This is a genomic window from Streptomyces nigra, from assembly GCF_003074055.1.
Lineage (GTDB): Bacteria > Actinomycetota > Actinomycetes > Streptomycetales > Streptomycetaceae > Streptomyces > Streptomyces nigra.
The window spans coordinates 3,746,087-3,763,633 of sequence record NZ_CP029043.1; the positions used below are offsets into that span (position 1 = coordinate 3,746,087).

The window sequence follows — 17,547 nt, forward strand, 5'->3', positions numbered from 1 at the left end:
CGCGCTGCTCGATGCGGCACGGGCCGTCCGGTGACGGAGGAGGTCAGTCCGCCAGGGGCAGGTACACCCTGTTGCCCGCTGCCGCGAACTCCTTCGACTTCTGGGCCATGCCCTGCTCGATCTCGCCCTCGATCTCCTCCTGGGTGCCTCCGTGCCGGCGGCGGATGTCCTGGGAGATCTTCATCGAGCAGAACTTCGGCCCGCACATGGAGCAGAAGTGCGCCGTCTTCGCCGGCTCCGCCGGGAGCGTCTCGTCGTGGAACTCGCGGGCCGTGTCCGGGTCGAGCGCCAGGTTGAACTGGTCCTCCCATCGGAACTCGAAGCGGGCGTCGGACAGCGCGTCGTCCCACTCCTGGGCGCCGGGGTGGCCCTTGGCGAGGTCGGCGGCGTGGGCGGCGATCTTGTAGGTGATGACGCCGGTCTTGACGTCGTCGCGGTTGGGCAGGCCCAGGTGCTCCTTGGGCGTCACGTAGCAGAGCATCGCCGTGCCCCACCAGGCGATCATCGCGGCGCCGATGCCCGAGGTGATGTGGTCGTAGGCCGGAGCCACGTCCGTCGTCAGCGGGCCGAGCGTGTAGAACGGGGCCTCTTCGCAGATCTCCTGCTGAAGGTCGATGTTCTCCTTGATCTTGTGCATCGGGACGTGTCCCGGGCCCTCGATCATGGTCTGCACGTTGAACCGCTTGGCGATGGTGTTGAGTTCGCCGAGCGTCCTCAACTCCGCGAACTGCGCCTCGTCGTTGGCGTCCGCGATCGACCCCGGCCGCAGGCCGTCGCCGAGCGAGTACGTCACGTCGTAGGCGGCGAGGATCTCGCAGAGCTCCTCGAAGTTCTCGTACAGGAAGTTCTCCTTGTGGTGCGCCAGGCACCACGCGGCCATGATCGAGCCGCCGCGCGAGACGATGCCCGTCTTGCGGTTCGCGGTCAGCGGCACGTACGGCAGCCGCACGCCCGCATGGACCGTCATGTAGTCCACGCCCTGCTCGGCCTGCTCGATGACCGTGTCCTTGTAGATCTCCCAGGTCAGTTCCTCGGCCTTGCCGTCGACCTTCTCCAGCGCCTGGTAGAGCGGCACCGTGCCGATGGGCACGGGGGAGTTGCGCAGCACCCACTCGCGCGTGGTGTGGATGTTGCGGCCGGTGGAGAGGTCCATGACCGTGTCGGCGCCCCAGCGGGTCGCCCAGGTCATCTTCTCGACCTCCTCCTCGATGGAGGACGTGACCGCCGAGTTGCCGATGTTGGCGTTGACCTTCACCAGGAACCGCTTGCCGATGATCATCGGCTCGATCTCCGGGTGGTTGACGTTGGCGGGCAGGACCGCCCGGCCCGCGGCGATCTCCTCACGGACCACCTCGGGGTCGACGTCCTCCCGGATCGCCACGAACTCCATCTCGGGGGTGATCTCCCCGCGACGGGCGTACGCGAGCTGCGTGACCGCCCGGCCGTCACGGCTGCGCCGGGGCTGACGCGGCCGTCCCGGGAACACCGCGTCGAGGTTGCGCAGACCTCCGCGCGGCGCCGTGTGCTTGATGCCGTCGTCCTCGGGCCGGACGGGCCGGCCCGCGTACTCCGCGGTGTCCCCGCGGGCGATGATCCAGTTCTCCCGCAGCGGGGGCAGCCCCCTGCGGACGTCGGTCTCGGCGGCTGGATCGGTGTACGGGCCCGAGGTGTCGTACAGCGTGACCGACTGCCCGTTGGTGAGGTGCACCTGGCGGACCGGCACCCGCAGGTCGGGGCGTGAGCCCTCGACATACGCCTTGTGCCAGCCGATGGACTTCCCGGCCTCGGTGGAGGATTCGCCCCGCACGGGCGTTTCGTCCTGGTTCGAGGCAGGCGTGCGCGCGTCCTTGATGGTCATGAGACCTACTCCCTACGCCGGCATTACCCGGTAACAGGTTCGGCGGTCGACGCAGCGATGTCCGTCCGCCGATGTTTCATGTGAAACATCGCTGGGACGGAGGTCAGCGCCCTCTCAGCCCGGTGCTCCGAGCTCCCGCGTGTACAAAGGTGGTTCTACGCTAACGTCAGTTCGGGCGCGGTGAACAGAGGGCCCCCACCGTTCTTGCGATGATCGCAGGGTGACCACGATGCATGAACCTCCCTTCCCTCCGCCCGAACCGCGCCGAGGCTCAGGCCCCGACAACGGCACCGCGCAACGCAACGACCGTCAGCGCGGCTGGAGTTCAGGGGCGCCTGGCGGCGCCTCCGGCGGCGGACACGGGCATGGACCTGGGCACGACCCCGGACACGACCCCGGGCGCGGACAGGGACACGGCTCGGGGCACGGTTCCGGACACGGCTCGGGGCACGGGCATTCGCACAGCCACTCCCACGGTCCGGCCGCCCCCGTCTCCCGTCATCTCCGCAAGGTCATCGCGGCCGTCCTGATCCCCTTCGCCGCCGCGGTCGTGGTCGGCCTCGCCGTGCTCTGGCCGGGCGGCGCACCGGCGCACGAGCGCACCGGGGTCGGCTTCGACCGGCAGACCCAGCAGGCCACGGTCACCAAGGTGGTCGAGCTGAGCTGCAAGGAGGTGGGCGCCGGAGGAGTACCGCCGACCGGGGACACCTCCACCCCCTCGGGGTCTTCCGCGGTGCGCGAGGAGAGCGGCACCTGCAAGAAGGCGACGATCCGCGTCGACACGGGGAAGGACAAGGGCCGTACGTTCACGGAGGTCGTCCAGCCCGACCAGTCACGGCAGTTGAGCGAGGGCCAGGAGGTCGTGGTCGCCTACGAGCCCTCCGCTCCCAAGGACCTCCAGTACGCGGTCACCGACGTCAACCGGCGCGTCCCGCTGTCGGTGCTCGCCGGGATCTTCGCCGTGGCCGTCGTACTCGTCGGACGGCTGCGGGGCGTCATGGCCCTGGTCTCCCTGGCGATCAGCTTCCTGCTGCTCAACTTCTTCATCCTGCCGGCGATCCTGCAGGGCTCGAACCCGCTGGTGGTCGCCGTGGTGGGAGCGAGCGCCATCATGCTCATCGCGCTCTATCTGTGTCACGGTCCATCGGCACGGACGTCCGTCGCGGTCCTCGGCACCCTGATCTCGCTCCTGCTGATCGGCGTCCTGGGCTCGGTGTTCATCGACTGGGCCGCGCTGACCGGCAACACCGACGACAACACCGGCCTCATCCACGGCCTGTACCCGTCGATCGACATGAGCGGTCTGCTGCTGGCCGGGATCATCATCGGTTCGCTCGGTGTGCTCGACGACGTGACGGTCACCCAGACCTCCGCGGTCTGGGAGTTGCACGAGGCCAACCCCACGATGGGCTGGCGCGGGCTGTACCGGGCCGGTATCCGCATCGGACGCGACCACATCGCGTCCGTCGTCAACACCCTCGTCCTCGCCTACGCGGGTGCCGCACTGCCCTTGCTGCTGCTCTTCTCCATCGCCCAGAGCGGTGTCGGCACGGTCGCCAACAGCGAACTGGTGGCCGAGGAGATCGTGCGGACGCTGGTGGGCTCCATCGGACTCGTCGCGTCCGTGCCGGTGACCACGGCCCTGGCCGCCCTGGTGGTGTCGGCCGACCGTCCCGAGCCCGGCAAGGCGCCGACCCCCGCGGGGGCCCAGCCGGCCGTCGCGGGCCCCGCACCGGCCGTGGGACGGGGTGGACGGGGGCGGCGCCGCAAGCGGTGAGGCGCCGGCGTGAGGCGCCCCCTCAGGCGCCCTCGATGGCATCCCGGGAGCCGTCCCACGAGGCGCCCCGCCTCCGCTGAAGCGTTACGCCACCCCCACCCCCACCGCCGCGCGACACGTCAGCCCGCGCTCTGCTCCTCCGCCAGGATGCGGTCCAGGGCCTCGTCGAGATGCGCGTCGAAGTCGGCGAGCGCCCCCTCCTGTCCGAGCGGCACCAGCTTGTCGGTGCGGTCCAGGAACGCCACGAGCGGGGCGACGGAAGAACGGAACAGCGCCTGGTCCAGGCCCACCTGGAGCCGGATCAGCACATCGCCCAGGGTGTCGGACCCGGCCGGTGAGACCCGTACGTCGCCCTCCCCGCAGGGCCGGCCCACCCCGTCGACCAGCAGTTCGCGGCCGAAGGCCCAGGTGACCGGTGCGTCACCGGGCAGATGGAAGGTGAGCCGCACGGCGTAGGGATCACAGGTCTCGTAGCGCAGTTCGACCGGGATGCGGAAGGAGAGCTCCTCGGAGACGAGAAAGCTCATCATGACCTCTGCCTGTACGGACTCGCGCATCGCCTACCCCGTCGGTTGCCTTCGACTGGCCGGGACGGACCCCGACACTGGTGGAATCTTGCTGAACGTACACGAGAGATCACAAGGAGTGAGTTTTCAGATACTGATAGAGAGCGCGAGTGACCCCAGAAGCCGGCCGATCTCGGCCTGGAGCTGACGCACCGCCGACGGCAACCGGTCGGCCTGGTGGAAGGGGAGGGACAGGGCCATCGTCGCGGCCGTCGTACCCACGGTGATGGGGATGGCCGCGCAGACCGTGCCCAGCGCGTACTCCTGACGCTCGGTCACCGGCGCCATCCGCCCTGCCTGGTCCAGGCGTCGTAGCAGGCTGGCGCTGTCCGGGACGGTGTAGGGCGTGATGGCGCGCACCGGATGCCGGTCCAGATGGTCGCGCCGGGCCTCCTCGTCCAACTGGGAGAGCAGACACTGGCCGATGGCGTGGGCATGGCCGGTCTCACGGAAGTCGGCCCACTCCTGCACCGCCGGATTGCTGTGGGTGTCGGAGACGCACATGACCTCGATCTCACCCTCGCGGTACTGGGCGTAGTAAACCGGGACACCGATCGCGTCACGCCATTGAGCGAGTGCGTCGACCATCGTGCTGCGACGTTTCTGCTGGGCGCTGCTGCTGCTCAGCCGCACGGCGGCGTCACCGAGGAAGAACAGCCCCTTGTCGCGGCGGAGATAGCCCTCGTGCACCAGGGTGCGCAGCAGGTGGTACGCCGTGGGCAGCGCCAGGCCCGTCTCCCGGGCGAGTTGCTTGGCGGGAGCGCCGTACGTATGACCCGCGACGCACTCCAGCAGGCGCATGGCCCGCTGCACGGATCCGATGAGGGTCGCGGACGGCGGCTGCTCCGGGGGTGCCGGGGCCGTCTCGGAGACCGGCGACGTCTGCCGGGGGACCTGGGGCACCGAGCAGGGGCGCGGCTGTTCCAGGGGGTGGTGGGTCGGTGTGGGTGGGGCGGTGTCAACCGTGGCCAAGGTCACTCCCGAGGGGCGAGGGGGAGCCCGTGCGGGGGAACACGGGGAGGGGTGCACGCCGCTCGCGGGGACGGCCCCGCGTCGATTCACGGACTCTATTGGCCCGTCGTCCCTGACGGCCGCACGGCCGGGAAAACTTCCCTCGCCCGAGGGAACCGGTGGTTCCTGTTACCGCCCACCGGTCCCCGGAGACCTCACCAGTCGCCGCGCGACGACGAACTCGACGTGAACTTCCTGACGACGTAGATCAGTCCGCCGACCAGGGCCACGAAGACCAGCAGCTTGAAGAGCAGTCCGATCACGAAGCCGACGACGCTGGCTATCAGCCCGCCGAACACGACCAGGGCGATGACCGGCACCGCGATCCACTTCACCCACCACGGCAGTCCCGCGAAGATCTCACGCATCGCCCTTTTTCCTTACCTCTCCGCCCGTCCAGTGCGGGTCCTGACCGTCGATGGGAATCCCATCCGATTCCCTGCACCCGATGCTAGGACCGGCAGGTGGTCCGGCGGGGGCCTCGCAGCCCTTGTCCTCCCCTGAACGAACCCTGAGGGAACCCCGAGACGCGAGGTCAGTTCTCGGGCGGAGAGAACACCACGAGCACCCTCAGGTCCTCGCTGATGTGGTGGAACTTGTGCGCGACCCCGGCCGGGACGTAGACGACGCTCCCCCGCGCCACATGCGTCGTCTCCAGGCCGACGGTGATCTGTGCGCGGCCGCTCACGACGAAGTAGACCTCGTCCTGGTTGTGCGGCTGTTGTGGATCGTGCTCGCCCGCGTCGAGCGCGTACAGCCCGACCGACATGTTCCGCTCTCGCAGAAACTGCAGGTAGGCACCGTCGTTGGCGGCACGCTCCGCCTCCAGTTCATCCAGCCGGAAGGCCTTCATCGCAGTCATCCGCCCTCGTCGCAGTGCTCTTGGCCGATCTCGTCTGCCACGATCAGACACATGAAGAATTTCGTAGTCAAGACGATCGCCAACGCCGGCGCCCTGGCCGTGGCCGTGTGGCTGATAGACAACATCACGCTGACCGGCGACAGCACGGGCAAGGAGGCCGCGACGCTGCTGCTCGTCGCGCTCATCTTCGGTCTGGTCAACTTCGTGGTGAAGCCGGTCGTGAAGCTGTTCAGCCTGCCGCTGCTCATCCTGACGCTCGGACTGTTCACCCTCGTCGTCAACGCCCTGATGCTGCTGCTGACCTCGTGGCTCGCCGACAAGGTGGACCTGAGCTTCCATGTCGAGGGCTTCTGGACGGCCGTCCTGGGCGGCCTGATCATCTCGGTCGTCTCCTGGGCGCTGAACGTCGTCCTGCCCGACGGTGACTGAGCGCGCCATGACCTATCGCGTCTGCTTCGTCTGCACCGGCAACATCTGCCGCTCCCCGATGGCCGCGTCCGTCTTCCGGGCCCGGGTCGAGGAGGCCGGCCTCGACGGCCTGGTCGAGGTCGACAGCGCCGGCACCGGCGGCTGGCACGAGGGTGACCCGGCCGACCCGCGCACCGTCTCCGTCCTCGAGGAGCACGGCTACGACAGCGAGCACACGGCCCGGCAGTTCCGGACCTCGTGGTTCGAACGCGTCGACCTGGTCGTCGCCCTCGACGCGGGTCATATGAAGGCGCTGCGCCGGCTGGCCCCGACGGCGGACGACGTGGCGAAGGTCCGGCTGCTGCGTTCCTACGACCCCGCCGCGGGCGAGGACCTCGACGTGCCCGACCCCTACTACGGTGACCGGGACGGCTTCGAGGAATGCCTCACGATGGTGGAGTCGGCGAGTACGGGCCTGCTCACAGCGGTCCGCGAAGAGGTGGAGGGCAGGACGCCATGAGCGGTACGCAGGGACAGGCACCGGTTCCGGGGGACGGCACGCGCGCGGTGCGGGCCGGACTGCCGGAGCCGGTCAAGTACGAGCCGACCCTGCCGGGACCGGTCTTCGCCGCGCACTACCACCTGCCGGGCGAGCCCACGGGCGCGTACACCTACGGCCGGGACGAGAACCCGACCTGGACGCACCTGGAGCGGGCCATCGGCAGCCTGGAGGCGCCGGGGGAGGACGACGTCGAGACGCTCGTGTTCGCGTCCGGCATGGCCGCCATCTCCTCGGTGCTCTTCTCCCAGCTGCGGGCCGGCGACGCCGTCGTCCTGCCCAGCGACGGCTACCAGGTGTTCCCCCTGGTCCGCCAGCAGCTGGAGGCGTACGGCATCGAGGTGCGCACCGCGCCGACCGGCGGCGACGCCCAGCTCGGCGTCCTCGACGGCGCCCGGCTGCTGTGGATCGAGACGCCGTCCAACCCCGGCCTCGACGTGTGCGACATCCGGCGCCTCGTCGAGGAGGCGCACACGCGCGGGGCGCTCGTCGCCGTCGACAACACCCTCGCCACCCCCCTCGGCCAGCGGCCGCTGGAGCTGGGCGCCGACTTCTCGGTGGCCAGCGGCACCAAGCAGCTGACCGGTCACGGCGATGTGCTGCTGGGCTATGTCACCGGCCGCGACCCGGAGGCCATGGCGGACGTACGGCGCTGGCGCAAGATCGTCGGCGCGATCCCGGGGCCGATGGAGGCGTGGCTCGCCCACCGTTCCCTGGCGACGCTGCAGTTGCGGGTGGAGCGGCAGAACGCCACGGCCCTGGCCGTCGCCGAGGCGCTGCTGGACTGGCCTGAGGATCTCGCGGTGCGGTATCCGGGGCTGCCCAAGGACCCGTCGCACGCCGTCGCCGCGCGGCAGATGCGGCGGTTCGGCTGTGTCGTGTCCTTCACGCTGCCCTCGCGCACGCGTGCCGAGCGGTTCCTGGAGGCGCTGCGGCTCGTCGACGACGCCACCAGCTTCGGCGGTCTGCGCTCCACGGCCGAGCGGCGCGGGCGCTGGGGCGGGGACGACGTGCCGGAGGGCTTCATCCGGATGTCGGTCGGCGCCGAGGACCCGGAGGACCTGGTCGCGGACGTCCTGCGGGCCCTGGAGGAATCGGCGCGGTGAGCTGCGCCGGGGAGGGTCGGGCGGTCCGAGCCTCCCCCCTCGTGGCTCGGACCGCCCCGGTTCTGCTCGCGAAGAACCGCACGAACAAGGCTAGTTGACTCTCTGTCAGTGTCCAATCACAGTAGCGACAGAGACCTATCGACATATTTATAGTTGGGCCCTGCCCTGGGGGTGGGGAGAAGGGCGGGGAAGGGGAGGACGGTGGCATGGATCTGGCCTTGCTGCGCACTTTTGTGACCGTGCACCGGGCCGGTTCCTTCACCCGCGCCGCAGCACTGCTCGGTCTGTCCCAGCCGGCCGTGACCTCGCAGATCCGCACGCTGGAGCGCCAGTTGGGGCGCCCCCTGTTCCTCCGGCAGGCGCGCGGCGTGACCCCGACGACCATCGGCGACGAACTCGCCCACAAGGCGGCCCCCCATCTCGACGCCCTGGTGGAGATCACCGAGACCGGTCTCGACGACGAGTCCTCCTTACGGTCGCTGCATCTCGCCGGGCCTCCCGAGTTCACCGCCGAGCGCGCACTGCCCGCCCTCACCGGCCTGACCGGCGACGACAACCAGGGCTTCGCCCTGCGCGCCTCCTTCGGCACCGCCGAGGAGACCCTCGAGGGGCTGGCCGCCGGACATCATGATCTGGCCATCACGACGGCCCGTCCGAGGGGCGCTCTGCTCACGGCGACTGCGCTCTGCGACGAGGAGCACGTCCTGGTCGCGGCTCCCCACTGGGTCGAGCGGATCGGCGCGGGCCATCTCCGCCACAAGGGCGCGCACGCTCTCGAGGACGTCCCCGTCGTGGAGGTCCACGAGTCCCTGCCGTTCGTCTCCCGCTACTGGGCCTCCGTCTTCGATTCCCGTCCCGCCGCGCCGGGCACCGTGATCGTCCCGGATCTGCGTGCGGTCCTCGCGTGCGCGGTCGCGGGCGCCGGGCTGGCGGTGCTGCCGCGCTATCTCTGCGCGCACGCCCTCGACCGGGGCGAGGCCGTCGCCCTGCACGATCCGCCGGTGCCGCCCCTGCGGACGTACTTCCTGGTCGTCCGTACCGGCACCCTGGCCATGCCGCATATCGCACGGGCTCACGAGTGGCTGCTCCGCGCCGCGGCGGACTGGGCCTGAGCTGGGCTTTTGCGGTGGTCACCCGGTGGGCGTGATCGGTGACGCCCCGCGATGTTTCACGTGGAACCAGCCGGGCCACATTTCCTCCATGACCGTCCGACCCGTGGTCAAGCGGACCGCCCGCGCCGTTCTTCTGGACGGCGACGATCTGATCCTGATCAAGCGCACCAAGCCGGGCATGGATCCGTACTGGCTCACGCCCGGAGGCGGTGTCGAACCGACGGACTCCACCGTCGTCGACGCGCTGCACCGCGAGGTGTACGAGGAACTGGGCGCCAAGATCACCGATGTGGTGCCCTGCTTCGTCGACACCGTCGAGCACATCGGTCACGACGAGGCCTCGACCGGAGTGAAGGTCCAGCACTTCTTCGTCTGCCACCTCGAATCCATGGACCCGGCCCTGCGGCACGGCCCCGAGGTGGACGAGCCCATCGGCGAGTACGAGATCGTGCGCGTGCCGTTCAACCGGGTCGGGATCGCCTCCGTGCACCTGGTCCCGCTGTCGCTGCGGCACTACCTCGACGGGAACATCGAGGGTGTACGCGCCCTGCACGCTCCTGATCTGGGCTGACGCGAACGCTCGAGGTGTGCCCAAAAAGCTCGTAAGCGTCACTCGAAATTGGTGGACGACCGGGTCACTCGTCAGACAGCCTGACGTGCGTGCCGACACCTTCCCTCGCCGCTGTGCCCATCCGCCGTCTCACACACCGCGACCTGGTCGCCTGTGCCGATCTGTCCGAGGACCGGGGCTGGCCCCGCGAGGAACACAAGTGGGGGCTGCTGCTGACCGCCGGCCGTGGATACGGCATCGACGCACCCGACGGCGGCCTTGTCACCGCCTGCGTCGTCACCGAGTACGGACCACGGGACCGGCCCGACCTGGGGGCCATCGGCATGGTCCTGGTCGCCGAGCGGTACGCCCGCCAGGGCGTCGGCCGGCGTCTGATGCGCCATGTCGTCTCCGCGATGGGCACGACTCCCCTGACCCTGCACGCCACCCCGAACGGCCGCCCGCTCTACGAGGAGCTGGGCTTCAAGACCACGGGAAGGGCGGAGATGGTGAGCGGGCCCTTCACGCCGGGCGACTTCCGGCCCTCGGTCCCCACGCGCGCGGCGACCGCCGAGGACCTCCCGGCGATCCTGCGGTTGGACGAGGAGGTGTTCGGGGCGGATCGCACGCACATCATCACGCGGCTGCCCGCCTTCGCCGACCAGCTGCGGGTGGCCGAGGACGGCGGCAGGATCATCGGGTACGCGGGCGCCTGGCCGAACATGGCCACGCATGTGGTGGGCCCGCTGGTCGCCCGGGACACCGAGACGGCCCAAGCGCTGATCGCCTCCCTCGCCGCCCACACCGACCGTCCCCTGCGCACCGACATCGACGTACGCCACGAGGAGCTGCTGACCTGGGTGAAGCGGCACGGTCTGCGGTCCGTGGCCTTCAACGCGGTCATGACCTACGGCATCCCGGAGCTGCCCGGCGACTGGAGCCGGCGCTTCGCCCCGCTGACGGTGGCGGCCGGCTGAAGCAGCACGCGGAAGCGCCGGTGCCCCGCGGGGAACCGGCGCTTCGTGCGTGCGCGTGCGCGTGCCGTCAGAGGACGGTGTCGATGGCCGTGGCCGCGAACTGGTGGTCCTGCTCGGGCGCGCCACCGCCCACCCCGATCGCACCGATCAACCGGCCGTCACGGTGGATCGGCAGACCGCCCGCGATGAACAGCAGCGGCCGGTCGAGTGCGGTCGGCAGGGTGTGGAAGGGGGCTCCGGGCTGGACGGCGTCCACGAGGTCGGCCGTGGGGGCGTCCAGCTGCAGCGCCGTGTAGGCCTTGCGGGTGCTGGTCTCACCCGAGATCAGCACGGCGCGGTCGTCGCGGCGGAAGGCGAGCAGATCGCCTCCGGCGTCCAGGACGGTGATGCTGACCGACACTCCGGCCGCCTCGGCGGCGTGCTGGGCGGCGATGACGAGGGCGTCGGCGTCCTGGCTGGTCAGGGGGGTGACTGCGGTCGCGGTGGTCATGGGTTCTCCTTGTGATGCGGTACTGCGGGGGAACTGCGAGGGGGGATGGTCGGGGTGGCCGGGGGTGCGGGGGCGGCCCTGACCCCGCACTCGGATCGGCTCAGTGGTGGACGACCCGTATCGGCTCAGTGCTGGACGGCGGCTTCCGGCTCGACGGCGGCGTGGCGGCCCCTGACGGCGGTGTCCGCGGCGGTCCCGCCCCGGCGCTCCAGCGCGGCCGAGAGGAAGGCGAGCAGCAGCGCTGCCGCTGCGAGGGCGGCGCCGACCCAGTTGGGGGAGGTGTAGCCGAAGCCGGCGGCGATGACGATGCCGCCGAGCCAGGCGGAGAGGGCGTTGCCGAGGTTGAAGGCGCCGATGTTCACGGCCGAGGCCAGCGTCGGGGCGCCGTGCGCCTGGTCGAGGACGCGCTTCTGCAGCGGGGGCACGGTGGCGAAGCCCAGGGCACCGATCAGGGCGATGCTGATCGCCGCGAGGACCTTGTTGTGCGCGGTGACCGTGAACAGCGCGAGCACGACGGCGAGGGCGCCGAGGGACACGTACAGCATGGGCATCAGCGCACGGTCGGCGTACTTGCCGCCGATCAGGTTGCCGCCGACCATGCCGAGGCCGAACAGGACGAGCAGCCAGGTCACGGAGCCGTCGGCGAAGCCGGCGACGTTCGTCATCATCGGCGCGATGTAGGTGATGGCCGCGAAGACGCCGCCGAAGCCGAGGACCGTCATCGCCATGGCGAGCAGCACCTGGGCGTTCTTGAAGGCGGCCAGCTCGTGGCGCAGCCGTACGCCCTGCGGCTTGGGCATGTCGGGGACCAGCCTGGCGATACCGGCGAGGCCGATCAGTCCGAGCAGGGCGACGATCATGAAGGTGATCCGCCAGCCCGCGGCCTGTCCGACGAACGTGCCCAGTGGGACACCGACGACGTTGGCGACGGTCAGACCCGTGAACATCATCGCGATGGCGCCGGCCTTCTTGTCGGGGGCGACCAGATCGGCCGCGACGACCGAGCCGATGCCGAAGAAGGCGCCGTGGGCGAGTGAGGCGACCACGCGGCCGATCAGCATGACGGTGAAGGAGGGGGCGATGGCGGAGAGCAGGTTGCCGGCGACGAAGAGACCCATCAGCAGCATCAGCATCCGCTTGCGCGTGACCTTGGTGCCGAGCACGGTCATCAGCGGGGCGCCGAGGACCACACCCAGGGCGTAGCCGGTCACCAGCAGTCCGGCGGTGGGGATGGAGACCCCGAAGTCACCCGCGACCTCGGGCAGCAAGCCCATGATCACGAACTCGGTCGTCCCGATTCCGAAGGCCCCGATCGCGAGGGCCAGTAGCGCGAGAGGCATGAAGGGGTACCTTCCCGAACGATTGCAGGTGCGCTTTACGAGTGATGACAATACTTGCAGACGCGCGTTAATTGCAAGCGCGGTCTATTGCAGGCGTGCTCTACTCTGGTTTCAGCCCACCCCGGGAGGACATGCCATGACAGCGACGGACCCCGCACTCACCGCCCTCGCCCAGGGCTGGTGCGCCCTCTCCCTGCTGCACGGCAGGATCGAGGCCCACATCGAACGCGCCCTGCAGGCCAACCACGACCTCAGCGTCCGCGAGTACTCCCTCCTCGACGTCCTCAGCCGCCAGCACAACGGAGAAGGCGGCCACCTGCAGATGAAACAGGTCGCCGACGCCGTCGTCCTCAGCCAGAGCGCCACCACCCGCCTCGTCACCCGCCTCGAGGACCGCGGCCTGCTCTCCCGCTACCTCTGCCCCACCGACCGACGCGGCATCTACACCGACGTCACCGACGCCGGACTCACCCTCCTCGCCGAAGCCCGCCCCACCAACGACAAGGCCCTCCGAGAAGCCCTCGACGAAGCCGCCCGCAACCCCGAACTCGCCCCCCTCGTGCGCGTGGTGGAGTCGCTTCCGGCCTCCGCATAGGGTGCGGGAATGGGAGATCTTGAGATACGGCCCGCGGTCGCCGAGGACGTCCCCGCCATCGTCGCCATGCTCGCCGACGACCCGCTGGGCGCCCAGCGGGAGTCACCCGACGATCTGACGCCCTACCTGGCCGCTCTGCAGCGCCTCCAGGGTGATCCTCACCAGCATGTGATCGTCGCCGTCCGGGAAGGCCGCGTCGTCGGCACGCTGCAGCTCACGATCGTGCCGGGCCTCTCGCGACGCGGCGCCACGCGCTCGATCATCGAAGGTGTCCGCATTCACGCCGACGAGCGCGGGAGCGGCCTGGGCACCCGGCTCATCGAGTGGGCGGTGGACGAGTCCCGGCGCCAGGAGTGCCACCTCGTGCAACTGACGTCCGACAAGACCCGCACGGACGCGCACCGCTTCTATGAGCGGCTCGGGTTCACCGCGTCGCACACGGGCTTCAAGCTGCAGCTCTGACGGCGTTGTGGAGCCGCCGGCCAGGGGAGTGCCTGTTTCACGTGAAACAGGCACTCCCCTGGCCGCGCTCTCCGGTCCTCAGAGGGCGCCCGTCAGAGGGCCTTCATCCCCCGCCAGCCCTCGGGGTCGACACCGCCCGGCACAGCCGCCCCCTCGTCGTACGGCTGCCGGGTGAAGACGAAGGACCCGAGGTCCAGATGGTCCACGGTCCCGTCCGGCCGCCGTACGGCCTTCAGCAGCTCTCCGGCGTAGTAGCCCTCCAGCCCCGTCCAGGTGCCGTCGCCGTTGGCCCGGAACCGCGAACCGCGCCCCTTCCCGGACAGCGGCTCCAGCGTGACCATCCCCTCGGCGCCGAGGCGCAGCCCGAAGGCGTACGTCCCCCAGTACCAGGGCCCCGTCAGCTCCAGCACGGCCGGATCGACATCCGGCATCGGACGCCAGGGCTCGGGAAAGCGCGGCTCGGCCTCGGCGACGATCCTGACGAGATCGGCGGCGACGGTGAACGGCAGCGGGCCGGAGGTGCAGTTGGCCAGGACCACCGCCGCCACGTCGTCGTCCACGCTCATCGTGAGGCAGGCGACAAAGCCCGGCAGGGACCCCGTGTGCCCGACGAGCGTCCTGCCGCCCTGGTGCCGCAGCTCCAGACCGAGGCAGTAGGCGTAGCCGCCGGCCACATCCGCGGCCTCCTGCGGGGCCGCGGGCGTCCGCATCTCCCGCAGGCTGCCGGCACCCAGAACCCGGTCGTCCCCGTTGACCAAGAACGCCGCGAACCGCGCCAGATCACCGGTCGTCGACCACAACTCCCCGGCGGGAGCCATCCTGCCCAGGTCCTCGGCCGGTTCGGGAAGCATCACATCGGCCCAGGGGTGCACGGCCCAGCCCCCGGCGTGCGGCGCGCTCGGCCGGGTGTCGGTGCGCTCGAGTCCGAGAGGTTCGAGCACCTCCCTGCGCAGCACATCCGCCCAAGGCGCCCCACGCAGCTTCTCGACCAGCGCGCCGAGCACGGTGTAGCCGGGGTTCGAGTAGTGGAACCGGCGCCCGGACGGATGCAGGAGCGGCTGCTCACCGAGAACGTCCGCGAGCTCGGGCCGCAACGCACCGGAGGTCCGCTCCCACCAGGGCCCGGGCGACTCCGCCGCCAGCCCGCTGCTGTGCGTGAGCAGCTGGGCGATGGTGACCTCCCCCACACCGGTCCCCGGCAGATGCTTCTCCAAGGGATCACCGAGGTCGATGAGCCCCTCGTCCCGCAGGCGCAGCACCAGCACGGCCGTGAACGTCTTGGTGATCGAACCGATCCTGTACTGCACGTTCTCGTCCGGCCCGTGCCCGTCGACCGAGGTACGCGAGCCGTGCCACACCGCCCGCCCACCCCGTACAACGGCCGCGACCAACGAGGGCGCCCGCCCCTCGGCCTGCGCCACGGCGATCCGGTGCGACAACGCCCGCCGCGTGCCCGGCAGAAGCTCTTCCTGAGATGTCGTCATCCCCCCAGTCCACCCCGCCGACGGCACCTGGGTCGAGCGCATTACCCCGAGCCGACCCGACGGTCATCGACCTCCACCTCCAGCTCAGGCCAGGCCGTGCTCAGCCGGGAGAGTTCCCGGCCCTCGGGCAACGAGGTCGAACCCAGCGACGGGTCCGGCTTGAAATGGACCAGCGTTCCTGTCGTGCCGTCGACCTCGACCGGGTCCAGATCAGTGACGGGGACACCGTGTTCGTAACGCTGACTCCAGGCCCCGTCGAGGCGACGGTTGGTATGGACGAGCCACTCACTGAGCGCCGCGACCACCGACATACCGCGCCGCGGATGCCCGTCAGGGAGCGCCTCTGCCTCCGGTGAGTCGAAGAAACGAAGATCCCCAGTCGCCATGACCGGCTTCTTTACAGGCTGCCCGAAGTCATCCACGCGGGTGTCGGTCCCCCGCCCGTCGTCCCCCACGGACACGGAACCGTCGGAATGAAGCACGACGACACATCGCCCCTCGCCCCGGCTCGCCGCTTCGTCGGCCGCATAGGCGAGCACTTCGAGGACGAGATGCCAGGGACCACCCGGAGCGAACTCCCCACTGTTTCGCCGGACATCCGACAGATGCGCCGTATCGACGAGACGAGCCCAGTCGTGCGTGGTGTTGACCCAGGAACCCCTCGATGCGTTCACGAGGGGAGTATCCCTGCCGGCGCCGGGGCCGATGCACGGTTTCCCGTCAGGTCTGTGCCATGTCCACGAAGCGGGAGTAGTGGCCCTGGAAGGCCACGGTGATCGTCGCGGTCGGGCCGTTACGGTGCTTGCCGACGATGATGTCCGCCTCGCCGGCGCGCGGTGACTCCTTCTCGTAGGCGTCCTCGCGGTGGAGCAGGATGACCATGTCGGCGTCCTGCTCGATGGAGCCGGACTCACGCAGGTCGGACACCATCGGCTTCTTGTCGGTGCGCTGCTCGGGACCACGGTTGAGCTGCGAGAGCGCGATGACCGGGACCTCGAGCTCCTTGGCGAGGAGCTTGAGGTTACGGGACATGTCCGAGACCTCCTGCTGACGGCTCTCGGAGCGCTTGGAGCCGCCGGACTGCATCAGCTGGAGGTAGTCGATGATCACGAGCTTGATGTCATTGCGCTGCTTCAGGCGCCGGCACTTCGCGCGGATCTCCATCATCGACAGGTTCGGAGAGTCGTCGATGTAGAGCGGTGCCGCCGATACCTCGGGCATGCGCCGGGCCAGCCGCGTCCAGTCCTCGTCCGTCATCGTGCCGGAGCGCATGTGGTGCAGGGCCACCCTCGCCTCCGCCGAGAGCAGACGCATCGCGATCTCGTTGCGCCCCATTTCCAGGGAGAAGATGACGCTCGCCAGGTTGTGCTTGATGGAGGCCGCACGCGCGAAGTCGAGTGCGAGCGTGGACTTGCCCATGGCGGGACGGGCCGCGATGACGACCATCTGGCCCGGGTGGAGCCCGTTGGTGAGCGAGTCGAGGTCGGTGAACCCGGTGGGTACGCCCGTCATCTCGCCGGTGCGGGAGCCGATCGCCTCGATCTCGTCGAGGGCGCCCTCCATGATGTCGCCGAGCGGCAGGTAGTCCTCGCTCGTGCGCTGCTCGGTGACCGCGTAGATCTCTGCCTGCGCGCGGTTGACGATCTCGTCGACGTCGTCGTCGGCGGCGTATCCCATCTGCGTGATGCGCGTACCGGCCTCGACCAGGCGGCGCAGGACGGCCCGCTCATGGACGATTTCCGCGTAGTACTCGGCGTTCGCCGCCGTCGGCACCGTCTGGACGAGGGTGTGCAGATAGGCGGCACCGCCGACCTTGTTGATCTCGCCGCGCTTGGTGAGCTCGGCGGCGATGGTGATCGGGTCGGCCGGCTCGCCCTTGGCGTAGACGTCGAGGATCGCCTGGAAGATCGTCTCGTGCGCGGGCTTGTAGAAGTCGTGGCCCTTGATGACCTCGACGACATCGGCGATGGCGTCCTTCGAGAGCAGCATGCCGCCGAGGACGGACTGCTCGGCGTCGAGATCCTGGGGCGGGACCCGCTCGAAGGGCGTACCTCCGCCGTCCCACTCCCCGGTGTCTCTGCCCCGGTCATGCTGCTCGTCACGGCTACGGATGCCGTCGCTGCGCCGGCGGGAGGCGGGGAGACGATCCCCAGGACCGCTGTCGGCCCACGGGTCGTCCAAGGGCTCGGAAATACTCACCGAGCCACCTCCTCCCGTCCGCCGAGCGGACCTCGCATGCCCCTAGTTCTACGGCACGCCACTGACAATCGAGAGGCCCACCTCCGGTTCTGTCACGTCGGTTTCCGCGACGGTTTTCCAGCCGTCGGGCGGAGTGGGCGCCGGACCACGGTAGAGGTGCGGGGGGCGTCAGCCAATCTGGTTATCCACAG

General features: G+C 69.9%; 19 protein-coding genes. 9 read left to right on the top strand and 10 right to left on the bottom strand.

Annotated elements, in window-relative coordinates:
- Positions 1 to 43: 43 nt before the first annotated feature.
- A complete protein-coding gene (thiC, locus tag DC008_RS17305) occupies positions 44 to 1,858 on the bottom strand; it encodes a phosphomethylpyrimidine synthase ThiC (RefSeq protein WP_108707753.1) in 1,815 nt (604 codons plus the stop codon).
- Between the two features lie 220 nt (positions 1,859 to 2,078).
- Here thiC and DC008_RS17310 point away from each other — a divergent pair, with 220 nt between their 5' ends.
- The gene (locus tag DC008_RS17310; RefSeq protein WP_108707754.1) at positions 2,079 to 3,635 is read left to right on the top strand and encodes a YibE/F family protein; all 1,557 of its coding nucleotides are present in this window, start codon (positions 2,079 to 2,081) and stop codon (positions 3,633 to 3,635) included.
- 119 nt (positions 3,636 to 3,754) lie between these two features.
- Here DC008_RS17310 and DC008_RS17315 read toward each other — a convergent pair whose 3' ends face one another.
- The 4 genes from DC008_RS17315 to DC008_RS17330 all read right to left on the bottom strand — a co-directional run bounded on the left by DC008_RS17315 (position 3,755) and on the right by DC008_RS17330 (position 6,065).
- The gene (locus DC008_RS17315; protein ID WP_108707755.1) at positions 3,755 to 4,192 is read right to left on the bottom strand and encodes an SsgA family sporulation/cell division regulator; all 438 of its coding nucleotides are present in this window, start codon (positions 4,190 to 4,192) and stop codon (positions 3,755 to 3,757) included.
- Between the two features lie 96 nt (positions 4,193 to 4,288).
- Positions 4,289 to 5,014 (bottom strand): IclR family transcriptional regulator, encoded by a 726-nt coding sequence (locus DC008_RS17320; protein ID WP_108710743.1) that lies wholly within the window; start codon positions 5,012 to 5,014, stop codon positions 4,289 to 4,291.
- A 353-nt stretch (positions 5,015 to 5,367) separates the two neighbouring features.
- The gene (locus tag DC008_RS17325; RefSeq protein ID WP_055621019.1) at positions 5,368 to 5,580 is read right to left on the bottom strand and encodes a DUF5326 family protein; all 213 of its coding nucleotides are present in this window, start codon (positions 5,578 to 5,580) and stop codon (positions 5,368 to 5,370) included.
- A 167-nt stretch (positions 5,581 to 5,747) separates the two neighbouring features.
- A complete protein-coding gene (locus DC008_RS17330; RefSeq protein WP_055621020.1) occupies positions 5,748 to 6,065 on the bottom strand; it encodes a cupin domain-containing protein in 318 nt (105 codons plus the stop codon).
- 60 nt (positions 6,066 to 6,125) lie between these two features.
- On the opposite strand from DC008_RS17330, the gene DC008_RS17335 reads away from it, so the two are divergent.
- The 6 genes from DC008_RS17335 (at position 6,126) to DC008_RS17360 (ending at position 10,786) form a co-directional block, all read left to right on the top strand.
- Complete coding sequence (locus DC008_RS17335; protein ID WP_108707756.1) at positions 6,126 to 6,503, top strand: phage holin family protein; 378 nt, start codon at positions 6,126 to 6,128, stop codon at positions 6,501 to 6,503.
- Between the two features lie 7 nt (positions 6,504 to 6,510).
- The gene (locus tag DC008_RS17340; protein ID WP_108707757.1) at positions 6,511 to 7,002 is read left to right on the top strand and encodes a low molecular weight protein-tyrosine-phosphatase; all 492 of its coding nucleotides are present in this window, start codon (positions 6,511 to 6,513) and stop codon (positions 7,000 to 7,002) included.
- Complete coding sequence (locus DC008_RS17345; protein ID WP_108707758.1) at positions 6,999 to 8,147, top strand: cystathionine gamma-lyase; 1,149 nt, start codon at positions 6,999 to 7,001, stop codon at positions 8,145 to 8,147. Before DC008_RS17340 ends, DC008_RS17345 begins: the two co-directional genes overlap by 4 nt.
- Before the next feature lie 206 nt (positions 8,148 to 8,353).
- Complete coding sequence (locus DC008_RS17350) at positions 8,354 to 9,259, top strand: LysR family transcriptional regulator (protein WP_108707759.1); 906 nt, start codon at positions 8,354 to 8,356, stop codon at positions 9,257 to 9,259.
- Between the two features lie 88 nt (positions 9,260 to 9,347).
- Positions 9,348 to 9,830 carry an NUDIX domain-containing protein gene (locus DC008_RS17355; protein ID WP_055621025.1) on the top strand — a complete coding sequence of 161 codons (483 nt, stop codon included), beginning with the start codon at positions 9,348 to 9,350 and terminating at the stop codon, positions 9,828 to 9,830.
- Between the two features lie 89 nt (positions 9,831 to 9,919).
- A complete protein-coding gene (locus tag DC008_RS17360; RefSeq protein WP_108707760.1) occupies positions 9,920 to 10,786 on the top strand; it encodes a GNAT family N-acetyltransferase in 867 nt (288 codons plus the stop codon).
- 67 nt (positions 10,787 to 10,853) lie between these two features.
- On the opposite strand, the gene DC008_RS17365 is transcribed toward DC008_RS17360, so the two are convergent.
- Complete coding sequence (locus DC008_RS17365) at positions 10,854 to 11,276, bottom strand: GlcG/HbpS family heme-binding protein (protein WP_108707761.1); 423 nt, start codon at positions 11,274 to 11,276, stop codon at positions 10,854 to 10,856.
- Between the two features lie 125 nt (positions 11,277 to 11,401).
- A complete protein-coding gene (locus tag DC008_RS17370) occupies positions 11,402 to 12,616 on the bottom strand; it encodes an MFS transporter (protein WP_108707762.1) in 1,215 nt (404 codons plus the stop codon).
- A gap of 136 nt (positions 12,617 to 12,752) precedes the next feature.
- Between DC008_RS17370 and DC008_RS17375 the strand changes: the two genes are divergently transcribed.
- Both DC008_RS17375 and DC008_RS17380 read left to right on the top strand, forming a co-directional pair.
- Positions 12,753 to 13,211: a MarR family winged helix-turn-helix transcriptional regulator gene (locus tag DC008_RS17375; RefSeq protein WP_108707763.1), complete on the top strand. Its 459-nt coding sequence runs from the start codon at positions 12,753 to 12,755 to the stop codon at positions 13,209 to 13,211.
- A 9-nt stretch (positions 13,212 to 13,220) separates the two neighbouring features.
- A complete protein-coding gene (locus DC008_RS17380) occupies positions 13,221 to 13,673 on the top strand; it encodes a GNAT family N-acetyltransferase (protein WP_108707764.1) in 453 nt (150 codons plus the stop codon).
- Between the two features lie 92 nt (positions 13,674 to 13,765).
- Here DC008_RS17380 and DC008_RS17385 read toward each other — a convergent pair whose 3' ends face one another.
- The 3 genes from DC008_RS17385 to dnaB are packed head-to-tail and all read right to left on the bottom strand — an operon-like array spanning position 13,766 to position 17,356.
- The gene (locus DC008_RS17385) at positions 13,766 to 15,157 is read right to left on the bottom strand and encodes a serine hydrolase domain-containing protein (protein WP_108707765.1); all 1,392 of its coding nucleotides are present in this window, start codon (positions 15,155 to 15,157) and stop codon (positions 13,766 to 13,768) included.
- A 41-nt stretch (positions 15,158 to 15,198) separates the two neighbouring features.
- Entirely contained in the window at positions 15,199 to 15,831 is a 633-nt protein-coding gene (locus tag DC008_RS17390) for an ATP-binding protein (RefSeq protein ID WP_208645908.1), read from the bottom strand.
- A 46-nt stretch (positions 15,832 to 15,877) separates the two neighbouring features.
- A complete protein-coding gene (dnaB, locus tag DC008_RS17395) occupies positions 15,878 to 17,356 on the bottom strand; it encodes a replicative DNA helicase (protein WP_108707766.1) in 1,479 nt (492 codons plus the stop codon).
- Positions 17,357 to 17,547 lie beyond the last annotated feature (191 nt).